Origin of the sequence: Amycolatopsis sp. NPDC059021, from assembly GCF_042739895.1 — a bacterium.
Lineage (GTDB): Bacteria > Actinomycetota > Actinomycetes > Mycobacteriales > Pseudonocardiaceae > Amycolatopsis.
On the sequence record NZ_JBHYIQ010000002.1, the window covers coordinates 57912 to 75779 of the forward strand.

The 17868-nt window shown below is 69.9% G+C and carries 15 protein-coding genes; 10 read left to right on the forward strand and 5 right to left on the reverse strand.

Annotation, left to right across the window (positions count from 1 at the left end):
- Window positions 1-117: 117 nt before the first annotated feature.
- Together ACFWX1_RS01200 and ACFWX1_RS01205 are read right to left on the reverse strand one after the other, a co-directional pair.
- Window positions 118-1059, reverse strand: coding sequence for an alpha/beta hydrolase (locus ACFWX1_RS01200; RefSeq protein ID WP_378382788.1), 942 nt, complete (start codon window positions 1057-1059; stop codon window positions 118-120).
- The gene (locus tag ACFWX1_RS01205) at window positions 1056-2042 is read right to left on the reverse strand and encodes a methyltransferase dimerization domain-containing protein (RefSeq protein ID WP_378382789.1); all 987 of its coding nucleotides are present in this window, start codon (window positions 2040-2042) and stop codon (window positions 1056-1058) included. Before ACFWX1_RS01205 ends, ACFWX1_RS01200 begins: the two co-directional genes overlap by 4 nt.
- A gap of 238 nt (window positions 2043-2280) precedes the next feature.
- Here ACFWX1_RS01205 and ACFWX1_RS01210 point away from each other — a divergent pair, with 238 nt between their 5' ends.
- Genes ACFWX1_RS01210 through ACFWX1_RS01230 form a run of 5 tightly spaced genes read left to right on the forward strand, consistent with a single transcriptional unit; the run spans window position 2281 to window position 8258 of the window.
- Window positions 2281-4038 carry a dipeptide ABC transporter ATP-binding protein gene (locus ACFWX1_RS01210; RefSeq protein ID WP_378382790.1) on the forward strand — a complete coding sequence of 586 codons (1758 nt, stop codon included), beginning with the start codon at window positions 2281-2283 and terminating at the stop codon, window positions 4036-4038.
- On the forward strand, window positions 4035-5636 hold the full coding sequence (locus ACFWX1_RS01215) for an ABC transporter substrate-binding protein (RefSeq protein WP_378382791.1): 1602 nt from the start codon (window positions 4035-4037) through the stop codon (window positions 5634-5636). The genes ACFWX1_RS01210 and ACFWX1_RS01215 overlap by 4 nt, the downstream gene beginning before the upstream one ends.
- Window positions 5633-6577 (forward strand): ABC transporter permease, encoded by a 945-nt coding sequence (locus ACFWX1_RS01220; RefSeq protein ID WP_378382792.1) that lies wholly within the window; start codon window positions 5633-5635, stop codon window positions 6575-6577. The genes ACFWX1_RS01215 and ACFWX1_RS01220 overlap by 4 nt, the downstream gene beginning before the upstream one ends.
- Window positions 6574-7494, forward strand: a complete 921-nt coding sequence (locus tag ACFWX1_RS01225) for an ABC transporter permease (RefSeq protein ID WP_378382793.1) — start codon at window positions 6574-6576, stop codon at window positions 7492-7494. Before ACFWX1_RS01220 ends, ACFWX1_RS01225 begins: the two co-directional genes overlap by 4 nt.
- Before the next feature lie 20 nt (window positions 7495-7514).
- Window positions 7515-8258, forward strand: coding sequence for an alpha/beta fold hydrolase (locus ACFWX1_RS01230; RefSeq protein ID WP_378325444.1), 744 nt, complete (start codon window positions 7515-7517; stop codon window positions 8256-8258).
- Window positions 8259-8351: 93 nt separating this feature from the next.
- Here the strand turns inward: ACFWX1_RS01230 and ACFWX1_RS01235 are convergent, their stop codons facing one another.
- A complete protein-coding gene (locus tag ACFWX1_RS01235; protein WP_378382794.1) occupies window positions 8352-9317 on the reverse strand; it encodes an aldo/keto reductase in 966 nt (321 codons plus the stop codon).
- Window positions 9318-9368: 51 nt separating this feature from the next.
- Here ACFWX1_RS01235 and ACFWX1_RS01240 point away from each other — a divergent pair, with 51 nt between their 5' ends.
- Window positions 9369-10103, forward strand: a complete 735-nt coding sequence (locus tag ACFWX1_RS01240) for an SDR family NAD(P)-dependent oxidoreductase (RefSeq protein WP_378382795.1) — start codon at window positions 9369-9371, stop codon at window positions 10101-10103.
- A gap of 12 nt (window positions 10104-10115) precedes the next feature.
- Here the strand turns inward: ACFWX1_RS01240 and ACFWX1_RS01245 are convergent, their stop codons facing one another.
- Entirely contained in the window at window positions 10116-11420 is a 1305-nt protein-coding gene (locus ACFWX1_RS01245) for an amidohydrolase (RefSeq protein WP_378382796.1), read from the reverse strand.
- A gap of 83 nt (window positions 11421-11503) precedes the next feature.
- On the opposite strand from ACFWX1_RS01245, the gene ACFWX1_RS01250 reads away from it, so the two are divergent.
- From ACFWX1_RS01250 to ACFWX1_RS01260, 3 genes are all read left to right on the forward strand, one after another.
- Window positions 11504-12613 (forward strand): zinc-binding dehydrogenase, encoded by a 1110-nt coding sequence (locus ACFWX1_RS01250; protein ID WP_378382797.1) that lies wholly within the window; start codon window positions 11504-11506, stop codon window positions 12611-12613.
- Between the two features lie 205 nt (window positions 12614-12818).
- A complete protein-coding gene (locus ACFWX1_RS01255) occupies window positions 12819-13778 on the forward strand; it encodes an aldo/keto reductase (RefSeq protein ID WP_378382798.1) in 960 nt (319 codons plus the stop codon).
- A gap of 76 nt (window positions 13779-13854) precedes the next feature.
- Window positions 13855-14796 carry an alpha/beta hydrolase gene (locus tag ACFWX1_RS01260; RefSeq protein ID WP_378382799.1) on the forward strand — a complete coding sequence of 314 codons (942 nt, stop codon included), beginning with the start codon at window positions 13855-13857 and terminating at the stop codon, window positions 14794-14796.
- Here ACFWX1_RS01260 and ACFWX1_RS01265 read toward each other — a convergent pair.
- Entirely contained in the window at window positions 14780-16231 is a 1452-nt protein-coding gene (locus ACFWX1_RS01265) for a GMC family oxidoreductase (protein ID WP_378382800.1), read from the reverse strand. The two genes, ACFWX1_RS01260 and ACFWX1_RS01265, sit on opposite strands and share 17 nt — an antisense overlap.
- Window positions 16232-16396: 165 nt before the next feature.
- Between ACFWX1_RS01265 and ACFWX1_RS01270 the strand changes: the two genes are divergently transcribed.
- The gene (locus ACFWX1_RS01270; RefSeq protein ID WP_378382801.1) at window positions 16397-17833 is read left to right on the forward strand and encodes an aldehyde dehydrogenase family protein; all 1437 of its coding nucleotides are present in this window, start codon (window positions 16397-16399) and stop codon (window positions 17831-17833) included.
- Window positions 17834-17868 lie beyond the last annotated feature (35 nt).

Here is a 17868-nt window from a genome sequence, read left to right on the forward strand (position 1 = left end):
TTTATATGCCCGAGGCCCCTGACCCCCGGTGAGCTGAAGGGGACTTTCGTCGCGTAGGACGAGCTGAAGGGGACTTTCCTCGCACGCGATGAGAGGAAAGTCCCCTTCAGCCCACGCTCAGGAGAAGACCTCTCGGAGGAAGGCGGCGGCCTGGGCGTGCGAGCGCGGCGACGCCGGAAGGTCCGTGTAGAGGCCGTAGAAGCCGTGGATCTGCCCGGTGTAGCGGGTCAGTTCCACCGGGACACCGGCATCGGCGAGGCGGCGGGCGAACTCCTCGCCCTCGTCGCGCAGGACGTCGTATTCCGCGGTCAGCACCAGCGCCGGAGGCAGGCCGCCGAGATCGGGCGAACGCAGCGGCAGCAGGTACGGATCGTCCAGCTGCGCCGGATCGGTGACGTACTGCGCGAAGAAGAACCGCATCGCCGCGGCGGTCATCCCGAAGCCCTCCGCGCAGTCCACATAGGACGCGAAGCCGTCGTCGGGATGGCCGTAGACCGGGCAGATCAGCACCTGCGCGGCGATCGGCGGGCCACCGCGGTCGCGGGACATCAGCGAGACCACTGTGGACAGGTTGCCCCCGGCGCTCTCCCCGCCCACCGCGATCCTGGCACCGTCCACAGCGGATCCGGCACCCCCGGCGTGCAGCCACTCGACGACGGCGTAACAGTCCTGCGGCGCCGCCGGGTAAGGGTTTTCCGGCGCGAGCCGGTAGTCCACCGCGACAACGGCGACCTTCGCCGCGTTGCACACCGCCCGCGAGGCGACGTCGTTCTCGTCGATCGAGCCGATCGTCCAGCCGCCGCCGTGGATCCACACGAACACCGGCACCGGCACGTCCGACTCCGGTAAATAGAGCCGGACGCGGACGTCGCCGCCGGGGCCGGGGACCTGATGCTCGGTCACCGACGCCACCGCCTCGACCGAGGCCGGACGAGGCCAGGACGCGTCGAAGGCGGCACGCAGTTCCGCCGCCGTGGGCGGCCTGGCGGGAGCGGCAGAGGAGGCCGATGCGCTGCGGGCGAGCAGTTCCCGGACCGCGGGATCGAGAGCCACGGTCATTCCGCCTTGGCCACGAGGACGCGAGGACTGCCCGGCAGGGTCAGCCGGTCCACCGGGCGCCAGCCCGCGTCCGCCAGCCAGGCCCGCACCTCCGCTTCGGGGTACACCACGGTCCCGTCGATCACGAGGTACTCCCCCGCGTGCAGGGCGTCGAGCGGCCGCTGGACCGCGTCGTCGTCGAGGAAGAAATCGAGCAGCAGCAAAGTCGCGCCGGGTACGGCGGCCGCACGGGCACGGCGCAGGATCTCCCCGTTCTCCCCGGCGCCGAACCGGTGGACGACGTGGTTGACCATGACGAGATCGAACTCCCCCGACGGCCGCGCCTCGGTGGTCGGCTCGCCCACCACGGTGCTCCGCTCGCCGAACCCGGCGTCAGCCACCGCGCGGGTCACCGGCTCGACCGATCGCGGGTCGAAGACGAACGTCGTGTGCAGTTTTTCGTTGGCCCGCATGGCTTCCACAGCGAATTCGCTCGACAGGCCGCCGAGGTCGAGGAGTTTTTCGTACGGCGCGTAGTCGAACGCGGCGGCCAGCATCCGGGCGTGCAGGGCGTTATACGTCATGACACCGGAGAGGAAGGTGTCCCAGCGAGCGCCCTCGACGTCGAGCTTGCCCGGCTCGCCGGTGTCGACGGTGTGCTCGAACTGGAGCCAGTGCGGGTAACTGATCGTTTCGAGGAACGTCAGGAACGGCGAGAGGTCCAGACCGCCTCCGGCGAGGTACGCGGCAGCGTCGGCGCCCAGCTCGTAGCGGCCTTCGACGCGCGAGAGCAGGCCCAGCGAGGACATCGTGTCGCCGAGGATGCGGGCGATCTTCTCCGGTTTCCCGATCTTCGCGGCCAGCGCGGCGGCGTCGAGCGGGCCGTCCGCGAGCGCGGCGAACAAGCCGATCCGGCTCGCGGCGAAGAGTTGTTTCGCCGCCATGTAGCCCACGGCGATGTCCACGATCCGGTCGGGACTGGCTGCTCTGGTTGACCCGGTCACGGTCACTCTCCTCAGGGTTGACTCGCCGGACACTCTACAACCGTAGACAAAAAAATCCAGGGTCGATTTTCCCCGCACAGCAAGCAAAACCGGATGGAAATCGACTTCCTACATTTGTAGAATAAAACCATTGACACGACCGGACACCGGTGTCAACATGCGTAGAACTACCCCTGCCGGAGCCGTTCGCCCGGCAGTCCGGCCCGTGCGATGTGACGGGCACCAGGAAGGGGATTTCATGACGCTGCTCGCGATCAAGGATCTCACAGTCGGCGTCGTCACCGACGATGTCGAGCGTGAGCTCGTGCGAGAGCTTTCCCTCGATCTCGCCGAGGGCCGCACGCTCTGTGTGGTGGGCGAGTCCGGCAGCGGGAAGACCGTGACGGCGCTGTCGATCATCCGGCTGCTCGAGTTCGTCGCGCCGGTCCGCACACGCGGAGAGATCACTGTGGACGGTGTGGACGTCACCACGCTGTCCGCCGAGGAGATGCGCGCCTACCGCGGGCCCCGGATCGGGATGATCTTCCAGGAGGCGCTCGATTCGCTCAACCCCGGCCAGCGCGTGGGGAAGCAGCTGATCGAGGCGTACCGGAAACCCGGTTCCGCGCCACGGCAGGCGGTACGCCGGCGATCGCCGCTGCACCAGGAGGCCGACGCCAAGGCGCGCAGCTTGCTGGCCGAGGTCGGCCTGCCCGACGCGGACCGGATCATGGCGCTCTACCCGCACCAGATGTCCGGCGGTATGCAGCAGCGCGTGATGATCGCGCTGGCGCTGATGGCGGATCCGGACCTGCTCATCGCGGACGAGCCGACCACCGCCCTCGACGTCACCACGCAGGCCGAGATCCTGACCCTGCTCGACCGCGTCCGCCGCGACCACGGCATGGCGTGCGTGTTCATCACCCACGACATGGGCGTGGCCGCGCAGGTCGCCGACCGGATCGCGGTGATGTACCGCGGTTCCCTCGTCGAGTCGGGATCCACAGAGGACATTCTCTTCCGAGCGAAACATCCCTACACACGCGCGTTGCTGAGCTGCGTGCCCCAGCTGGGCGTCAGCAGACGTGACGGATTCCCGACGATCTCGGAGACACTGCTCGAAGCCGCGATGACCGGGGAATCGGCCACTGCCACGGAAACCAGGGCGCTCTCCCCCGAACGTCCCGCCGCCGAGGGCAAGGGCGCGGTGCTCACCATCGACTCGGTGTCCAAAGTGTACGGACGGCGCGGCCGGTTCTCGCTGAGCCGCGAGCCCGAAGTGCACGCGGTGCGTGCGGTGTCACTCGAGATCGCCCCCGGCGAGTTCTTCGGGCTGGTCGGCGAATCCGGCTCCGGCAAGTCGACGCTGGGCCGTCTGGTGAGCGCACTGGAGACACCGACGTCCGGAACGATCACCTTCGGCGAGCACCGCTGCACCGCTGACGGGCTCGACGGCGACGAACGCGCGTTCCGGCGGCGCACGCAGCTCATCTTCCAGGACCCGCAGAGTTCGCTCGATCCCCGCCACACCGCGGCCCGGATCATCGCCGAACCCTTGCGGGAACTCACTCCCCTACGCGGCGCCGAACTCGAACGACGCGTGCGGGATCTGATCGACGAGGTCGGCCTGCCCCGCGACACCGCGGGCAAACTGCCGTCCCAGCTGTCCGGCGGACAACGTCAGCGGGTCTCGATCGCCCGCGCCATCGCCGCCGAACCGGAGCTCATCGTCGCCGACGAGCCGACCTCCGCGCTCGACGTCTCGGTGCAGGGCCAGGTGATGAACCTGCTGCTGGAGCTGCGGCGCACCCGCACCCTCAGCCTGCTGTTCATCACGCACAACCTGAGCCTGGTGCTCTCGGTGGCCGACCGCGTCGGCGTGATGTACCGCGGCGAACTGATCGAGGTCGACACCCCCGACGCCGTCCGGCTCACCCCGCGTCACGAGTACACCCGCCGCCTGCTCGCGGCGAATCCCGAACTCCCCGTCCCCCACACAGGATCGCAGGGCTCATGACCACCACCCCCGTACGGCGGCGCACCGCCGTCCTCGCCGCGCTCGGTGCCGCGGGCACCCTCCTTCTCACCTCGTGCATGGGCAACGCCCCTGGCGCGCAGTCCGCGGACGGCCCGCCCGTGCGCGGCGGCAACCTGACCGTCGCGGTGCCCACCGATCCGCAGTCGCTCGACATGGTCGCCAATCCCGGCCAGGTCACCGCGCACATCGGCAACATGATGTACGAGAAACTGTTCGAAGTGGACAAGACGTTCACCGCGCGGCCGATGCTCGCCGACAGCTTCACGACGAGCCCGGACAAGCTCACCTACACGTTCAAACTGAGGCAGGGGGTCACTTTCCAGGACGGCAACCCGCTCACCGCGAACGACGTAGTCGCCAGCCTGCAGCGCTGGGAGAAGGCGCACCGGACCGGGCAGCTGGTCGCCCCGGACATCGAGTCCGTCACCGGGCCGGACCCGGCGACGGTGGTGATCAAGCTCAAGAAGCCGCGCTACCCGCTGATCGACGAACTCGCCGGCGCGGGCACCGAGATCTACGAGGCGAAGAACCTCGAAGGTCTCCCCGCCACCGGATTCGGGCAGGACAAGGCGATCGGCACCGGGCCGTACAAGCTGAAGAGCTGGGACATCGGCCAGCAGCTGGTGCTGCAGCGCTACGACGGCTACAAGTCACGGTCCGAAGAGGACTGGGGCGGGCAGGCGGGCGCCAAGCACTCGTACCTCGACACCGTCACCTACAAGGTCGTCGCCGATCAGGACGCGCTGATCAACGGGCTGCAGACCGGCCAGTGGGACCACGCGATGCCGACCAACGACCAGTACGAGATCCTCAAGAAGAACCCGGGCGTCGTGGTGCACAACCTGCCGGGCGGCAACGAGAACGTCGTCATCCCGAACTTCAACCCCGGCTCCCGCTTCGCCGATCCGCGGGCACGGGAGGCGCTGAACCTGCTGCTCGACAAGCCCGCGATCAACGCCGCGACGGGCGGCAGCAAGGAACTCACCGTCGAGACCGGCGCGTTCGCTTCCCCGGACAACAAGGCGTTCTACTCGACGGTCGGCGACGACGTCTACCGGCGGCACGATCCCGCGAAGGCCAAGCAGCTCCTGGCCGAGGCCGGCGTCACCGCCGGGACGCCGATCCGCATCGTCACCAGCAACTCCTACCCCGAGTTCGCCAAATGGTCGGTGCTGATCCAGGACTCGCTGTCCAAGATCGGGCTGACCGCCAAGATCGACACCTACGACTTCGCCACGATGCTGGGCACCCTGATGAAGGAGCCGGGCGGCTGGGACCTGACCACCCTGTTCTTCGACGCGGCGCTGACCGCCCCCGCGCAGATGCCCGCGCTCACCCTCGGCACGCTCAACGGCTCGTCCTCCCCCGAGATGGACAAGCTGATGGCCGAGTACAACGCCGCGAATTCGCCCGAGCAGGCCAGGGCGGTCGTCGACAAGTTCCAGACGTTCACCTGGAAACAGCTGTCGGTAATCACGTTGAGCCAGTCCCGGCTGTACGCGGCCTACACGCCGAAGGTGAAGGGATACGGCGACTTCTACCGGGTCTTCTGGAACACCTGGCTGGCCGCCTCATGACCGGAGTGCTGCTGCGCAGGCTGCGCGATCTCGTCCTCATCCTGGTGATCGTCGGCACGATGATGTTCTTCGTCATCCGGCTGATCCCCGGTGACCCGGCGCTGGCGATCCTCGGCCCGACGGCTCGTCCGTCCGATGTGGACGCGCTGAGGGCGAGCATGGGCCTGGACGGGCCACTGTGGCAGCAATACCTGAGCTGGGCAGGGCATGTGCTCCAGGGCGACTTCGGCACCTCGATCACCTATCACGCGCCGGTGCTGCAGGTGGTCGCCGAGCACATCCTCCCGACGCTGACCCTGGCCGTGCTCTCGACCGTCATCAGTTTCCTGGTGTCGGTGGCGATCACCACCTGGCAGGCCGTGTCGCCGCGCAATCCCGTGGCGCGGGCGTTCGACCGGCTGTCCTCGCTCGGGATGGCCATGCCGGACTTCTGGATCTCGCTGGTGCTGGTGCTGATCTTCTCGGTGACGTTGCGCTGGTTCCCGTCCAGCGGCTATCACAACCTGTTCACCGATCCGGTCGCCGCGGTGCCCGCGCTCGTGCTGCCGCTGGCGGTGCTCGTCATCGGGCAGACAGCGCTGTTCGTGCTGACGCTGCGGGAAAGTCTCCTCGGCGAGCTCCCCCTGGCGTACCTGCGCACCGCGCGCGTCAAGGGGCTCTCGGAGCGTCAGGTGCTGCTGAACCACGTGCTGCCCAACGCGATGATGCCGCTGATCACCCAGCTGGGCAGCAACTTCGCCATGCTGGTCGGCGGTATCGTGATCATCGAGTCGATCTTCGTGATCCCCGGCCTCGGCCATCTGCTCATGGGCGCGGTGTCGACCCGTGACTTCCCGCTCATCCAGGGCGTGACGTTGTTCGTCGCGGTGCTGTTCGTGCTGGTCAACATGCTGGTCGACCTGTCGTACGCACTGCTCGACCCGAAGGTGCGTGTGTCGTGAGTGTGGCCCTCGTGGACAAGAGCGAAGCCGTGCCGGCCACCCGTGCCCCGGGCCGTGTGGCCCGGTTGTTCCGCCGCAACCGGGTGCTGGTCGTGTCGGCCGTGCTGCTGGGCCTGATCGTGCTGGCGGTGCTCGTCCTGCCGGTGTTCCTGCCCAGCGTCAGCGCGACCGATCCGGTGCACCGGCTGCTGCCGCCGTCCGGCGCGCATCCGCTGGGCACCGACTCCTACGGCCGGGACGTGCTCGCGCGACTGGTGTCCGGCGGCCGGGCCTCACTGGGCCTGTCCGCGCTGATCACCCTGTGCGCGGCGTTCTCCGGCATGGTGATCGGCCTGGTCAGCGGGTTCTACCCGCGGGTGGACGCGGTATTGATGCGGCTGATGGACGCGTGGATGTCCTTCCCCGCGATCATCCTCGCGATGGCGCTCGCCGTTTCGCTCGGTGCGAGCATCTGGACCGAGCTCATCGCGCTGACGGTCATCTTCACACCGTTCACCGCCCGGGTCGTGCGCAGCCGCGTGCTCGGCATCGCCGGGCGCTCCTACATCGGCGCGGCCAGGGTGTCCGGGATGAGCCGGGGCAAGATCCTGCTGGTGCACGTGTTCCCGAACGTGCTGCCGCTCGCGCTGGTCCAGGTCGTCATCCTGTCGGCGGCCGCGATGCTGGTCGACGGGGCGATGAGCTTCCTCGGCCTCGGCATCGCTCCCCCGACCCCGACCTGGGGCAACATGATCGCCGAGGGCCGGTCCTACCTCGTCGTCGCGCCGTGGCTGGTCGTCGTGCCCGGCGTGACGATCATGCTGTGCGTGTTCCTGCTGAACCTCATCGGCTCGTCGCTGCGTGTCGCCGTCGACGCCCGCGCGCGGACGCTGTCCGAACTGCAACGCCTGCGCACCCGGCGCCGGGCACCCCGCTGAGTAAAGGAAGAAGGATTTCCTTGTCCGCCACCACTTCCCTGGCCGTCGGCCGGTACGTGCCGGAGACGTCCGCAGACACCGGCCCGCCCGTGCTGCTCGTACACGGTTTCGCCTCCGACGGGCACACCGACTGGGTCACCACCGGCTGGCCCGCGGCGCTCACCTCGGCCGGCCGCCCGGTGATCGTGCCCGACTTGCCGGGCCACGGCTCCAGCCCGGCGCCCGCCGACGCCGCGTCCGCCACTCCCGAAGCGATCGCCGGGGAACTGGCGCGGGCCGTCGGCGCTTCGGCCGAACTGTCCGAAGTGGACGTCATCGGCTACTCGCTCGGTGCGCGGCTCGCCTGGGAACTGCCCGAACTCCTTCCCGTGCGGCGGCTGGTGCTGGGCGGGATCAGCCCCATGGAGCCGTTCGGCGCCATCGACGTCGAGGCCGCGCTGGCCTACGCCACCGGCGGGAAGCTGCCCGGCGACCCGCTGACCGCGATGATCGCACGGATGATCAGCGCGCCCGGCCGTGATCCGGTCGCGCTGTGCCGGTGCATCGAAGGGCTCCGGAGCGCGCCGTTCGCCCCGGCCGTCGGCACGCTCCGGGTACCGACCCGGTTCGTGGCGGGCAGGGACGATCCGGTCAGCCAGGGCGTCGAACAGCTGCTCGCGCTGGTGCCGGGCAGCGATCTGGTCACCGTGCCCGGCGATCACGGCGGCGCGTTGCGCGGGGCGAAGTTCAAGGCCGCCGCACTGGAGTTCCTCGGCGCGTTCTGAAGCTGCTGAAGGGGACTTTCGTCTCACTAGATGCGCTGAAGGGGACTTTCGTCGCATCCGACGCGAGGAAAGTCCCCTTCAGCTCAGCCGCCGTCACCAGGTGCCGTCGGGATTCACCGCCTTGTCCAGCCACAGGTGTTCCACCGCGGACCGCACCTCCGCGCCGTGCTCGGTGAACAGCCGCAGCGCGCCCAGGTTGTCCTCCAGCTGAGCGAGGCGGCTCACTCCGAAAAGGACGTTCGCCACCGGCGGATAGGCGAGACAGAAAGCGATGGCGAGTTGCGACACCGTGACGCCGAAGTCCGCGGCGATACCGGAGAGCACATCGGCGGCGTCCATAATGGACTCGCGGATCCCGCCGACGTCGGCGCCGATCTTGCGGTCCGGCAAGCGATTGCCCAGCAGCACCCCGCCCTCGAAGATGTCCGACGCCTGCAAAGCCAGCCTGCCGGACGCGAAATGCTTGGCGTAGAACGGCCCCTCGGCCATCGACCGGCGGACGACGCTGTACTTCAACTGCGCGAAGGCCGGACCCGGCAGCCCTTCGGCGTCCGCGAACTCCAGCGCGCGGCCGAGATCCGCGGCGGCCCAGTTGTTGACGCCCCAGCCGCCGAACCGGCCGGCGCGGATCTGCTCGGCCACCTCGGTGACGATCCGGGGCACGTCCGGCGGCTCCAGGTAGTCGCCGACGACCACGACGTCGGCGCGCTCGACGCCGACCCGGTCGAGCGCGGTTTCCAGCTGCTGTGCGAAACCCGTGCGCGGATAGTCCCACAGCCACAGTTTCCCGCACAGCTGGTAGTGCTCGCGGCGCACTCCGGCGGCCCGGACCGCCTTCCCGAAGATCACGTCGGTCCGGGAGCCCTCGGCGTGCGGGCCCATGTCGTAGTGCGCCACGTCGAAGAGTGTCACACCCGCGTCCACCGCCGCCCGGACGAGACGGACCGCGTCGTCGAAATCCATCCGGTCCCAGGTGTTCCACGAGCCGAGGCCGAACACCGACGTGGTGATCCCGCCCTCGCCGAGCTGCCGCACCGGCACGGTGTCTTTCTCGTTCACAGGATTTCCTTTCACTGGTAACGGAAACCAGTTTTAGTCTACGATCGTAGAATGAACAAGAGAACCGTGGTGGTGACCGGCGGCGCGAGCGGAATCGGCCGCGCCGCGGCCGAAGCGTTCGCGGCCGAGGGCGACAACGTCGTCGTGGCCGACATTTCGGGTGACGCGGCGCGGGACGTCGCGCGGGAACTCGGTGTCGACCACGTCGAGGTCGACATCTCCGACCCCACGTCGGTCGACGCGGCCGTCGCCGCCGTCACCGGGCGGGCGGGCCCGATCGACGTGCTGGTGAACAACGCGGGCCTCGCCGGCGGAGGCGGCCCGCTCACCGCGCTCGACATCGCGGTGTTCGACCGGTGCGTGCGGGTGAACTTCCGGGGGACGTTCCTCATGACCCGAGCGGCCGGGGCACACATGATCGCGGCGGGCACGCGCGGGGCGATCGTGAACATCTCCTCGATCGGCGCCCGCCAGCCCACGCCCGGTCTCGGTCACTACGAAGCGACCAAGGCCGCCGTCGACGCGCTCACCCGGTCGGCCGCCCTCGAACTCGCCCCGCACGGAATCCGCGTCAACGCCGTCGCCCCCGGCCCGGTGCTCACGCCGATGACGGCCGGATTCGCGTCCGACACCGCCGCCCGCCAGGCGTGGGAGGCCCGGATTCCGCTGGGCTCCATCGCGTCGGTGGCGGACGTCGTGCCGTCGGTGGTCTTCCTCGCCTCGGCCGACGCCCGCCACATCACCGGTGCCTGCCTTCAGGTCGACGGCGGGCAACTGCTCGTCTGAGTCCGTTGTGGACTATCCGGAGTGGACGATCTGCCCGGCGGTGACGGTGGTCTCCACCGCGACCCCTGGCAGCTCGGCGGGCGCGATCTCGAGCGGATTCGCCGACAGCACACAGAAATCGGCGACCTTGCCGACCGACAGCGAGCCCTTCCAGCTCGCTGTGCCGTCCTGCGCGGCCGCGGCCGTGGTGTAGCAGCGCAGCAGGCGGGTCATCAGCGCGGGATCGGGGCCGCCGGCTCCCAGCAGCCGGGCGGCGGCGGCCACGTGCACCCGCCAGTCCGGGGTGACCACCGGGGCGTCGCTGCTGAGGGTGAGCGGCACGCCCGAGTCCAGCATTTCGCGCAGCGGCCACGCCTTCGCGGCGACGTCGGCACCCATCGCCGTCGCCATGAGGTCCCCCATCACGGCCGCGATGGCGGGCTGGGTGGTCAGCCCGATTCCCCGCGAGGCCATCCGCGCGAGCTGCTCCGGGGACACGAGGTCGCCGTGCACGATGTGATCGCCCCGCCGGAGCACGCCGAGCACCGCCTCGATGCTCCGATCGCCCGTGGCGTGCACACCGACCGACATCCCGGCCTCGTGTGCCAGCCCGATCATCGCGGTCATGTTCCGCTCACGGTCGGCGTCGTCGGCCCCGTCGACCAGGAGGCGGCCGTGGGTCCCGTCGGCGTAGCAGTGCCGCGTCCACGCCGAACCCATCGGCGGAATGCCGTCGGCGAAGATCTTCACCCCGCTCACGTTGAGCCACAAGGGATCCGATTCCGGCACCGGTGTCGCGAGCCCGCGCTCGAAGTCCGCCAGCGAACTGGGACCGTCGAGCAGACCGAACAACCGCAGCACGGTGACCCGCGCCTTGAGCCGGCCCGCGTGTGCCATCGCCGCGTACTCGTCGAGCACCTCCGGCGCGAAACAACCCGTCTCGCCCGGCCCCAGCCCCGGTTCGGTGTAGCTCGTGATACCCAGCGACGCGCACAATTCGCTGACGAGCAGCAACGCCGCTTGCCGGTCGGAAGCGGTCGTCACCGGTTTCTCCTCGTATTCGGTGAATCCGGTGTCATCCAGCAACGTGTGCGGCCAGCGCGCGCCGAGCCACGCCGCGTGCAGGTGCGTGTCGTTGATCCCGGGCAACACGGTCCGTCCCGCCAGTTCGAGGATCCGGGTGCGCGCACCGACGTGCGCCGAGACGTCGTCCCCGACGGCGACGATCCGGCCGTCCCGCACGGCCAGTTCCCGCGCGACGGTCCCCAGCGAGTTGAAGGTGAGCACCGTGCCACCCCGGACGACCAACGACGCGGGACGGATTCGTTGAAGTGGCAAGGTTTCCTCCCAGGGCATGGACTTTTTCTTCCACGAATGTAGACTAACCGCACACTCAACGGCGAGAGCGGAGACGAAGATCCATGCCGCTTCCCACGACCACCGAAGCCGCGGTGCTCACCGAACACGGCGCCGCGTTGTCGCTGCGGGAACTCCCCCTTCCCGGCACGCTCGAACCCGGCGCCGCGCTGGTCCGCGTCACCTGCACTACCCTGTGCGGCACCGACGTACACCTCTGGTCCGGCGAGATGACCTTCCCCGGCATGCTCCCGATGGTGCTCGGCCACGAGATGGTCGGCGAGGTCGTCGCCACCGGCGCGGGCACCACCGACACGCTCGGCCGGGACATCGCGCCCGGCGACCGCATCGGCTGGTCGGAGGCCACCTGCGGGAAATGTCACGGCTGCGCGATCCTGCGCGAACCCGTGGCGTGCGCCAGCCGGGGCTACGGTTTCCTCCAGCGAGCGGACGAATTCCCTTACGCCACCGGCGGTCTCGCGCGGTACTGCTACGTGACGCCGGGCGCGGCCAAGCTCCTGCTGCCCGGCGAGGTCGGGGACACCCTGGCCGCGATGTCCGGCTGTGCCGGCAAAACCGTGCTGCGCGCGTTCGCCCGGTGCGGCGGCATCCGGCCGGGGGCGACGGTCGTCGTCCAGGGCGCGGGCGCGCTCGGCGTGTTCGCCACCGCGGTCGCCCGGATCTCCGGCGCGGGCACGGTGATCACCGTCGGCGGTCCCGCGGACCGGCTCGAGACCGCGAAGAAGTTCGGTGCCACCGCGACGATCCCGGTCTACACCGAGCCCGCCGACCGGATCGACCGGGTCCGCGAGCTGACCGGCGGCCGCGGCGCGGACCACGTCTTCGACTTCGCCGGCGGCCCGACCATCGGCGAGGAGGCCGCCGGGTTCGCGGCCCAGCGCGGCACCGTCGCGATCGTCGGCTCGACCGGGCCGCGGCCCTCCCCCGTGCCGCTGGGCACGGTCATGGGCAAGGAACTCACCGTCGTCGGCTCGCTCAACGGTGACATCGCCGACTATCACCGCTCGGTCGAGTTCTTCCGCACGTTCGCCGGCCGGATGCCGTGGGACGAGCTGTTCAGCGCGCCCGTCGGCCTCTCCGGCGCCTCCAGCCGCGTCGAGTCGATGTCCCGGCTCGAAGAGCTCAAGGCCGTCATCGATCCCCGCCTTCCCTAGATTCTGTTTCATAAGCGGCGAAGCCGCTTGCTGTGGGCCAGCAGCTCGCACCGCTGCGGGTTCTCAGACGTCCTCTCACGAGGACAGCGTCGACGTGGTGAATTGGCATTCATGAGGAGGCGATCCCGGAGTGAGAGGGCGTCTGAGGTTCCGCTACCCGCACCGCTACGCAAGCCATTTTCAATCCACTCTCTAGGAGTTCCCCATGTCCGTGATTCCCCAACGCAGTATCGGCAGGGACGGCCCGCGTACCGGCGTGCTGGCGCTCGGCTCGTGGCACACCTACGACCGGATGGACTTCCGCGAGGCCGTCACCCTGCTGCGGACCGCGGTCGACGCCGGGATCACCCTGTTCGACGTCGGCGTGTACGGCATCCCCGGCGGCGAGCCGGTGTTCACCGACGTGCTGTTCTCCGCGATGGTGCGCGCGGCCGGGCTCAAGCGCGACGATTACCTGCTGTCCTCGAAACTCTGGCTCGAAGGGTACCCCGCGCACAGCCTGCGCGGGCAGCTCGAGAACGCGCTTTTCCGGGCCGGGACCGACTACGCCGATCTCGTCGTCCTCGGCGATCTGCGGCGCGACGACACCGACCTGCACCAGCTCGTGCTGGATCTCGGCGAGCTGCGCCGGGCGGGGCTGATCCGGCAGTGGGGCGTGAACAACTGGTCCGCCACGACGATCCGGGCGCTGCACGATTTCGCACGGGCCGAGAACGTGCCGGGGCCCGCGATCGCGCAGCTGAAGTACAGCGTGGCCCGGCGGTCCATTCCGGACGGTGAGCCGTTCGCCGCGGTGTTCGGCGAACTCGGCGTTTCCCTGCAGTCCTCGGACATCTTCGAGGGCGGGGTGCTGCTGGGCAAGACGACGGGCGCCCGCCAGATCGGCCGCGATCCCGGCGGGGTTCGCGGCCGCATCGCCGAATCCGCCGTCCAGGTGGCCGAGATCGCGGAGAAGCTGGGCACCACCCCGGCGCAGTTCTGCCTCGCCTTCACGCTCACCCATCCCGCGAACACCACGACGTTGTTCGGGGCCACCAGCACCGAGCAGCTGCAGGACAATCTCGGCGCGGTCGACCTCGTCGAGCGGGTCGGCGCGGCCGAACTGCGGGAGCTGGCCGAGCCGTTGTGGGCGGACCGTGACGCGGTCGATCCGGAGGGGCCATGAGCGAAGCTTGCGAGCGAATCATAGATATCATGCGCCAAAAGGAATCAGGCACAGTCTCGCGAAGCGAGGCGATCGCATGAGTTTTCCGAAGCTGGACCCGGAGCTGGCCGAGGCGCTGCGAGACCTCCCCGACGGCCCTGCGCTGGGCGCCGAAACCCTGCCCGCCATCCGCGCGGCGTTGCGCGAGACCAATCCCGGCTGCGCGGAAGCCGTCGGCGAGCGCGATCTGGTCTGGGAAGACCGGCTCGTGCCCGGTACCGACATCGCGGTCACTGTCCTGCGGCCCCGCGTCCTGGCGCCGGGCGCGCCGGGGTTCTACAACATCCACGGCGGCGGGATGGTGATGGACGACCGGTTCGCCGATCTGCCCCGGATGGTCGGTCTCGTCGAGGAATTCGGGTTCGTCGCGGTGACCGTCGAATACCGGCTGGCGCCCGAGCACCCGCACCCCGCGCCGATCGAGGACTGCTACGCGGGGCTGGTCTGGATGGCGGACAACGCCGCCGAGCTCGGGTTCGACCCGGCGAAGCTCGTCGTGGGCGGCGGCAGCGCGGGTGGCGGCCTCAGCGCCGGTGTCGCGTTGCTGGCCAGGGATCGCGGTGGCCCGGCGCCGGCAGGCCAGTTGCTGCTGTGCCCGATGCTCGACGACCGCAACGACTCACCGTCCACTGTGGAGTACGGGGACAACGGGGTCTGGACGCGGGCGGGCAACGCGTTCGGCTGGCACTCGCTGCTGGACGGCCGGACGTCCGAGTACGCCGCGCCCGCCCGCGCCACCGACCTCGCGGGCCTGCCGCCCGCCTTCATCGAGGTCGGTGCCGTCGAGATCTTCCGCGACGAGGACATCGACTACGCGCGGCGGCTCTGGCAGGCGGGCGTACCGGCGGAACTGCACGTCTGGGCGGGCGCCTACCACGGATTCGACCGGTTCGCGCCCGCGGCGGAGGTGACCAGGGCCGCGCTCGCCGCCCGGTCCTCCTGGCTCCGCCGCATCCTGGGTACTACCGGCTCAGCATGAACCGCGCCGCGCGCTCGCCGACCAGGACGGCGGGCGCGTTGGTGTTCCCGGTGGTCACCGTCGGCAGGACCGACGCGTCGGCCACCCACAGCCCGGTGAGCCCGCGCACCCGCAGCCCGGGATCGACCACCGCGTCCTCGCCGGTGCCCATGCGGCAGGTCCCGACCTGGTGGTGGTAGGTGATGGCGGTGCGGCGCACGTACTCGCGGACGTCGTCGCCGGGCTCGGGATACAGTTCGCGCGCACCCCATTCCTCCGCCAGGGCCGGGGCCCGGCCGATTTCCCGGCACTGCTCGACGGAAGCGACGAGGCTCTCGAAGTCGGCGGGCTCGGCCAGCGCCGCGAGGTCGATGAGCGGGGCGTCGTCCGGGTCCGGTCCGCTCAGCCGGAGACTGCCCCGGCTCGCCGGTGAGACCATGCCCGCCATCAGCGAGAACCCCGTTGGCGGGCCGGTCATCCACGATTCGTACATCGGCACGCTGAAGTGGATCGGCTGGGTATCCGGCACGGCCAGGCCCGGCCTGCTGCGCCAGAACAGATGCGTCTGGGTGACCGAACGTCCCGCCGCCGGCGGTTCGACCTCCCGCCGGTCGGTCGTGAAGATCACCGGGGACAGCAGGTGGTCGTGCAGGTTCCGGCCCACGCCGGGCAGGTCGGCGACGACGCCGATGCCGAGCGCGGCGAGTTCGTCCGCCGGGCCGACACCGCTGCGCAGCAGGATCGCCGGCGAGGCGAGCGCGCCCGCGGCGAGCACCACCCGGTCGGCACGCCATAGCCGCGGCTTGCCGTCGATCTCGGCCACCACGCCCACGGCACGGGTGCCCTCGAACAACAACCGGTGCACCAACGCTCCCGTGTGGACGGTCAGGTTCCCCGACCCCAGCAGCGGCTGGGCGTAGGCGAGCCAGGTGGTGAGCCGCTTACCGTGCCGCAACGTGATGCGCTGCACGGAAACGCCGTCGAGCCGCTCGCCGTTGCAGTCCGGGTTGAACGGCAGCCCCACCTCCATCGCGGCGTTCACAATGGACTTCTGGATCGGGTGCAGCGGCTCGTTCGGGACGACGTCGAGGAGATCCTTCTCGATCTGCTCGAAGACCGGCCGCACGTCTTCCCATGCCCAGCCCGGTATCCCCCAGCTGTCGTAGTCGTGCGGTGCCCCGCGCACCCAGATCATCGCGTTGAGCGCGTGCGAGCCGCCGAGCACCTTGCCCCGGGGCAGATGCAGCCTGCGGTCCGCCGCGTGCCGCTGCGGCACCGTGTAGAGGTCCCAGTCCTCCGGCCCGTGCCACAGTTCCCCCGCCCGCGCGGGGTCGTGGATCGCCGGATTCGCGTCCACGCCACCCGCTTCGAGCAGTGTCACCCGCGCGCCCGCGTCGGCCAGCCGCCGCGCGAGGACCGACCCCGCCGAACCCGCGCCCACCACAATCACGTCCATGATCCCAGCCTCGCAACCCGGCCGCCCACCACCTCCGTTCCGGGAAGATCCCTTCGCTGGGCGACAATCGGCGTGCCTTGGCGGACAAGACCGCGCTAGCCGCCTCCGCCGATACTCGATCACCACAAGGGTCCGTGCGATCCGCCGGTCGAGGAGGAACTTGGGATGACCACACGCCTGTTCATCGACGGACAGTGGACCGCGGCGGGCGGCGGCGCCATCGCGACCCTCGACCCGGCGACCGGCAAGGTGCTCGAGGAGGTGGGCACGGCGTCGCGGTCCGATGTCGACGCCGCCGTCGGTGCCGCGCGCCGGGCGTTGACCGCGCCCGAGTGGGCCGGGCTGCTGCCGGTCCAGCGGGCCGCGCTGCTGTTCCGCCTCGCGGATCTGGTCGACGCGCACCACGAGGAACTGGCGGCGCTGGAAACCCGCGACCAAGGGCAGCCGATCGGCGTCTCCCGCCAGGTGAGCGTGACGGGCACGGCGGAGCATCTGCGGTACTTCGCCGGGTGGGTCACCAAGATCCAGGGCACGACCAACCCGGTGTCGTTCCCGGACACCCTGCACTACACCCGCCGCGAGCCGGTCGGGGTCAACGCGCTGATCACGCCGTGGAACTTCCCGCTGATGATCCTGGCCTGGAAACTCGCGCCCGCGCTGGCCACCGGCAACACCGTGGTGATCAAGCCGAGCGAGGTCACGCCGCTGACCAGTATCCGGCTGGTCGAGCTCGCGCAGGAGGCCGGCTTCCCGCCCGGGGTGGTCAATCTGGTCACCGGGGACGGATCGGTCGGCGCCCTGCTCAGCGCGCATCCGGACGTCGACCACCTGTCCTACACCGGCTCGACGGCGGTCGGGAAGCTGATCACCGCCGCGAGCGCCGAGTCGAACCTCAAGCGCCTCACCCTCGAACTCGGCGGGAAGGCACCGAGCATCATCGCCCGGGACGCCGACATTGACGCGGCCGTGACGGGCAACCTCGCCGGAGCGACGCTGAACACCGGCCAGGTCTGCGCCGCGTACACGCGGTTCTACGTCGACCGGAAGCGGGAACAGGAGTTCGTCACGAAGCTCGCCGACGGCTTGGGCGGCCTGCGGATCGGGCCGGGGCTCGACGAGTCCACCCAGCTGGGCCCGCTGGTTTCGGCCAAACACCGCGAGCACGTCGACTTCCTCGTCTCGACCGGCCGCGAGCAGGGCGCTGAGCTGATCACCGGCGGACAGTCCGTCGACGGCGACGGCTACTTCTACGCGCCGACCCTGTTCGCCGGCGTCGGCGACGACATGACGATCATGCGGGAAGAGATCTTCGGCCCGGTCCTCGCGGTCACGCCCTATGACGACGAGGACGAACTGCTCGCGCGCGCGAACGACACGGAGTACGGGCTCGCCGCGACGGTGTGGACGCGGGACATCGGTACGGCGCAACGGTTCTCGGACGGCATCCGGGCGGGCGCGGTGTTCGTCAACATGCCGCCGATCCCCGACATGGCCGCGCCGTGGGGCGGCTACAAGGCGTCCGGCTGGGGCCGCGAGATGGGCCCGTGGGCACTCGACGCCTACACCGAGACGAAGTCCGTGTGGCTGCACTACGGCCGCTGACGGGGCCTCCGGCCGCAGAATCGTATATCATTTCG

Bases quoted from the DNA above. Each gene is read 5' to 3' on its own strand.
- ACFWX1_RS01200 (WP_378382788.1), bottom strand. From the start codon at position 1,059: ATGACCGTGGCTCTCGATCCCGCGGTCCGGGAACTGCTCGCCCGCAGC.
- ACFWX1_RS01215 (WP_378382791.1), top strand. From the start codon at position 4,035: ATGACCACCACCCCCGTACGGCGGCGCACCGCCGTCCTCGCCGCGCTC.
- ACFWX1_RS01240 (WP_378382795.1), top strand. From the start codon at position 9,369: ATGAACAAGAGAACCGTGGTGGTGACCGGCGGCGCGAGCGGAATCGGC.
- ACFWX1_RS01250 (WP_378382797.1), top strand. From the start codon at position 11,504: ATGCCGCTTCCCACGACCACCGAAGCCGCGGTGCTCACCGAACACGGC.
- ACFWX1_RS01270 (WP_378382801.1), top strand. From the start codon at position 16,397: ATGACCACACGCCTGTTCATCGACGGACAGTGGACCGCGGCGGGCGGC.
- ACFWX1_RS01220 (WP_378382792.1), top strand. From the start codon at position 5,633: ATGACCGGAGTGCTGCTGCGCAGGCTGCGCGATCTCGTCCTCATCCTG.
- ACFWX1_RS01260 (WP_378382799.1), top strand. From the start codon at position 13,855: ATGAGTTTTCCGAAGCTGGACCCGGAGCTGGCCGAGGCGCTGCGAGAC.
- ACFWX1_RS01265 (WP_378382800.1), bottom strand. From the start codon at position 16,231: ATGGACGTGATTGTGGTGGGCGCGGGTTCGGCGGGGTCGGTCCTCGCG.
- ACFWX1_RS01210 (WP_378382790.1), top strand. From the start codon at position 2,281: ATGACGCTGCTCGCGATCAAGGATCTCACAGTCGGCGTCGTCACCGAC.
- ACFWX1_RS01255 (WP_378382798.1), top strand. From the start codon at position 12,819: ATGTCCGTGATTCCCCAACGCAGTATCGGCAGGGACGGCCCGCGTACC.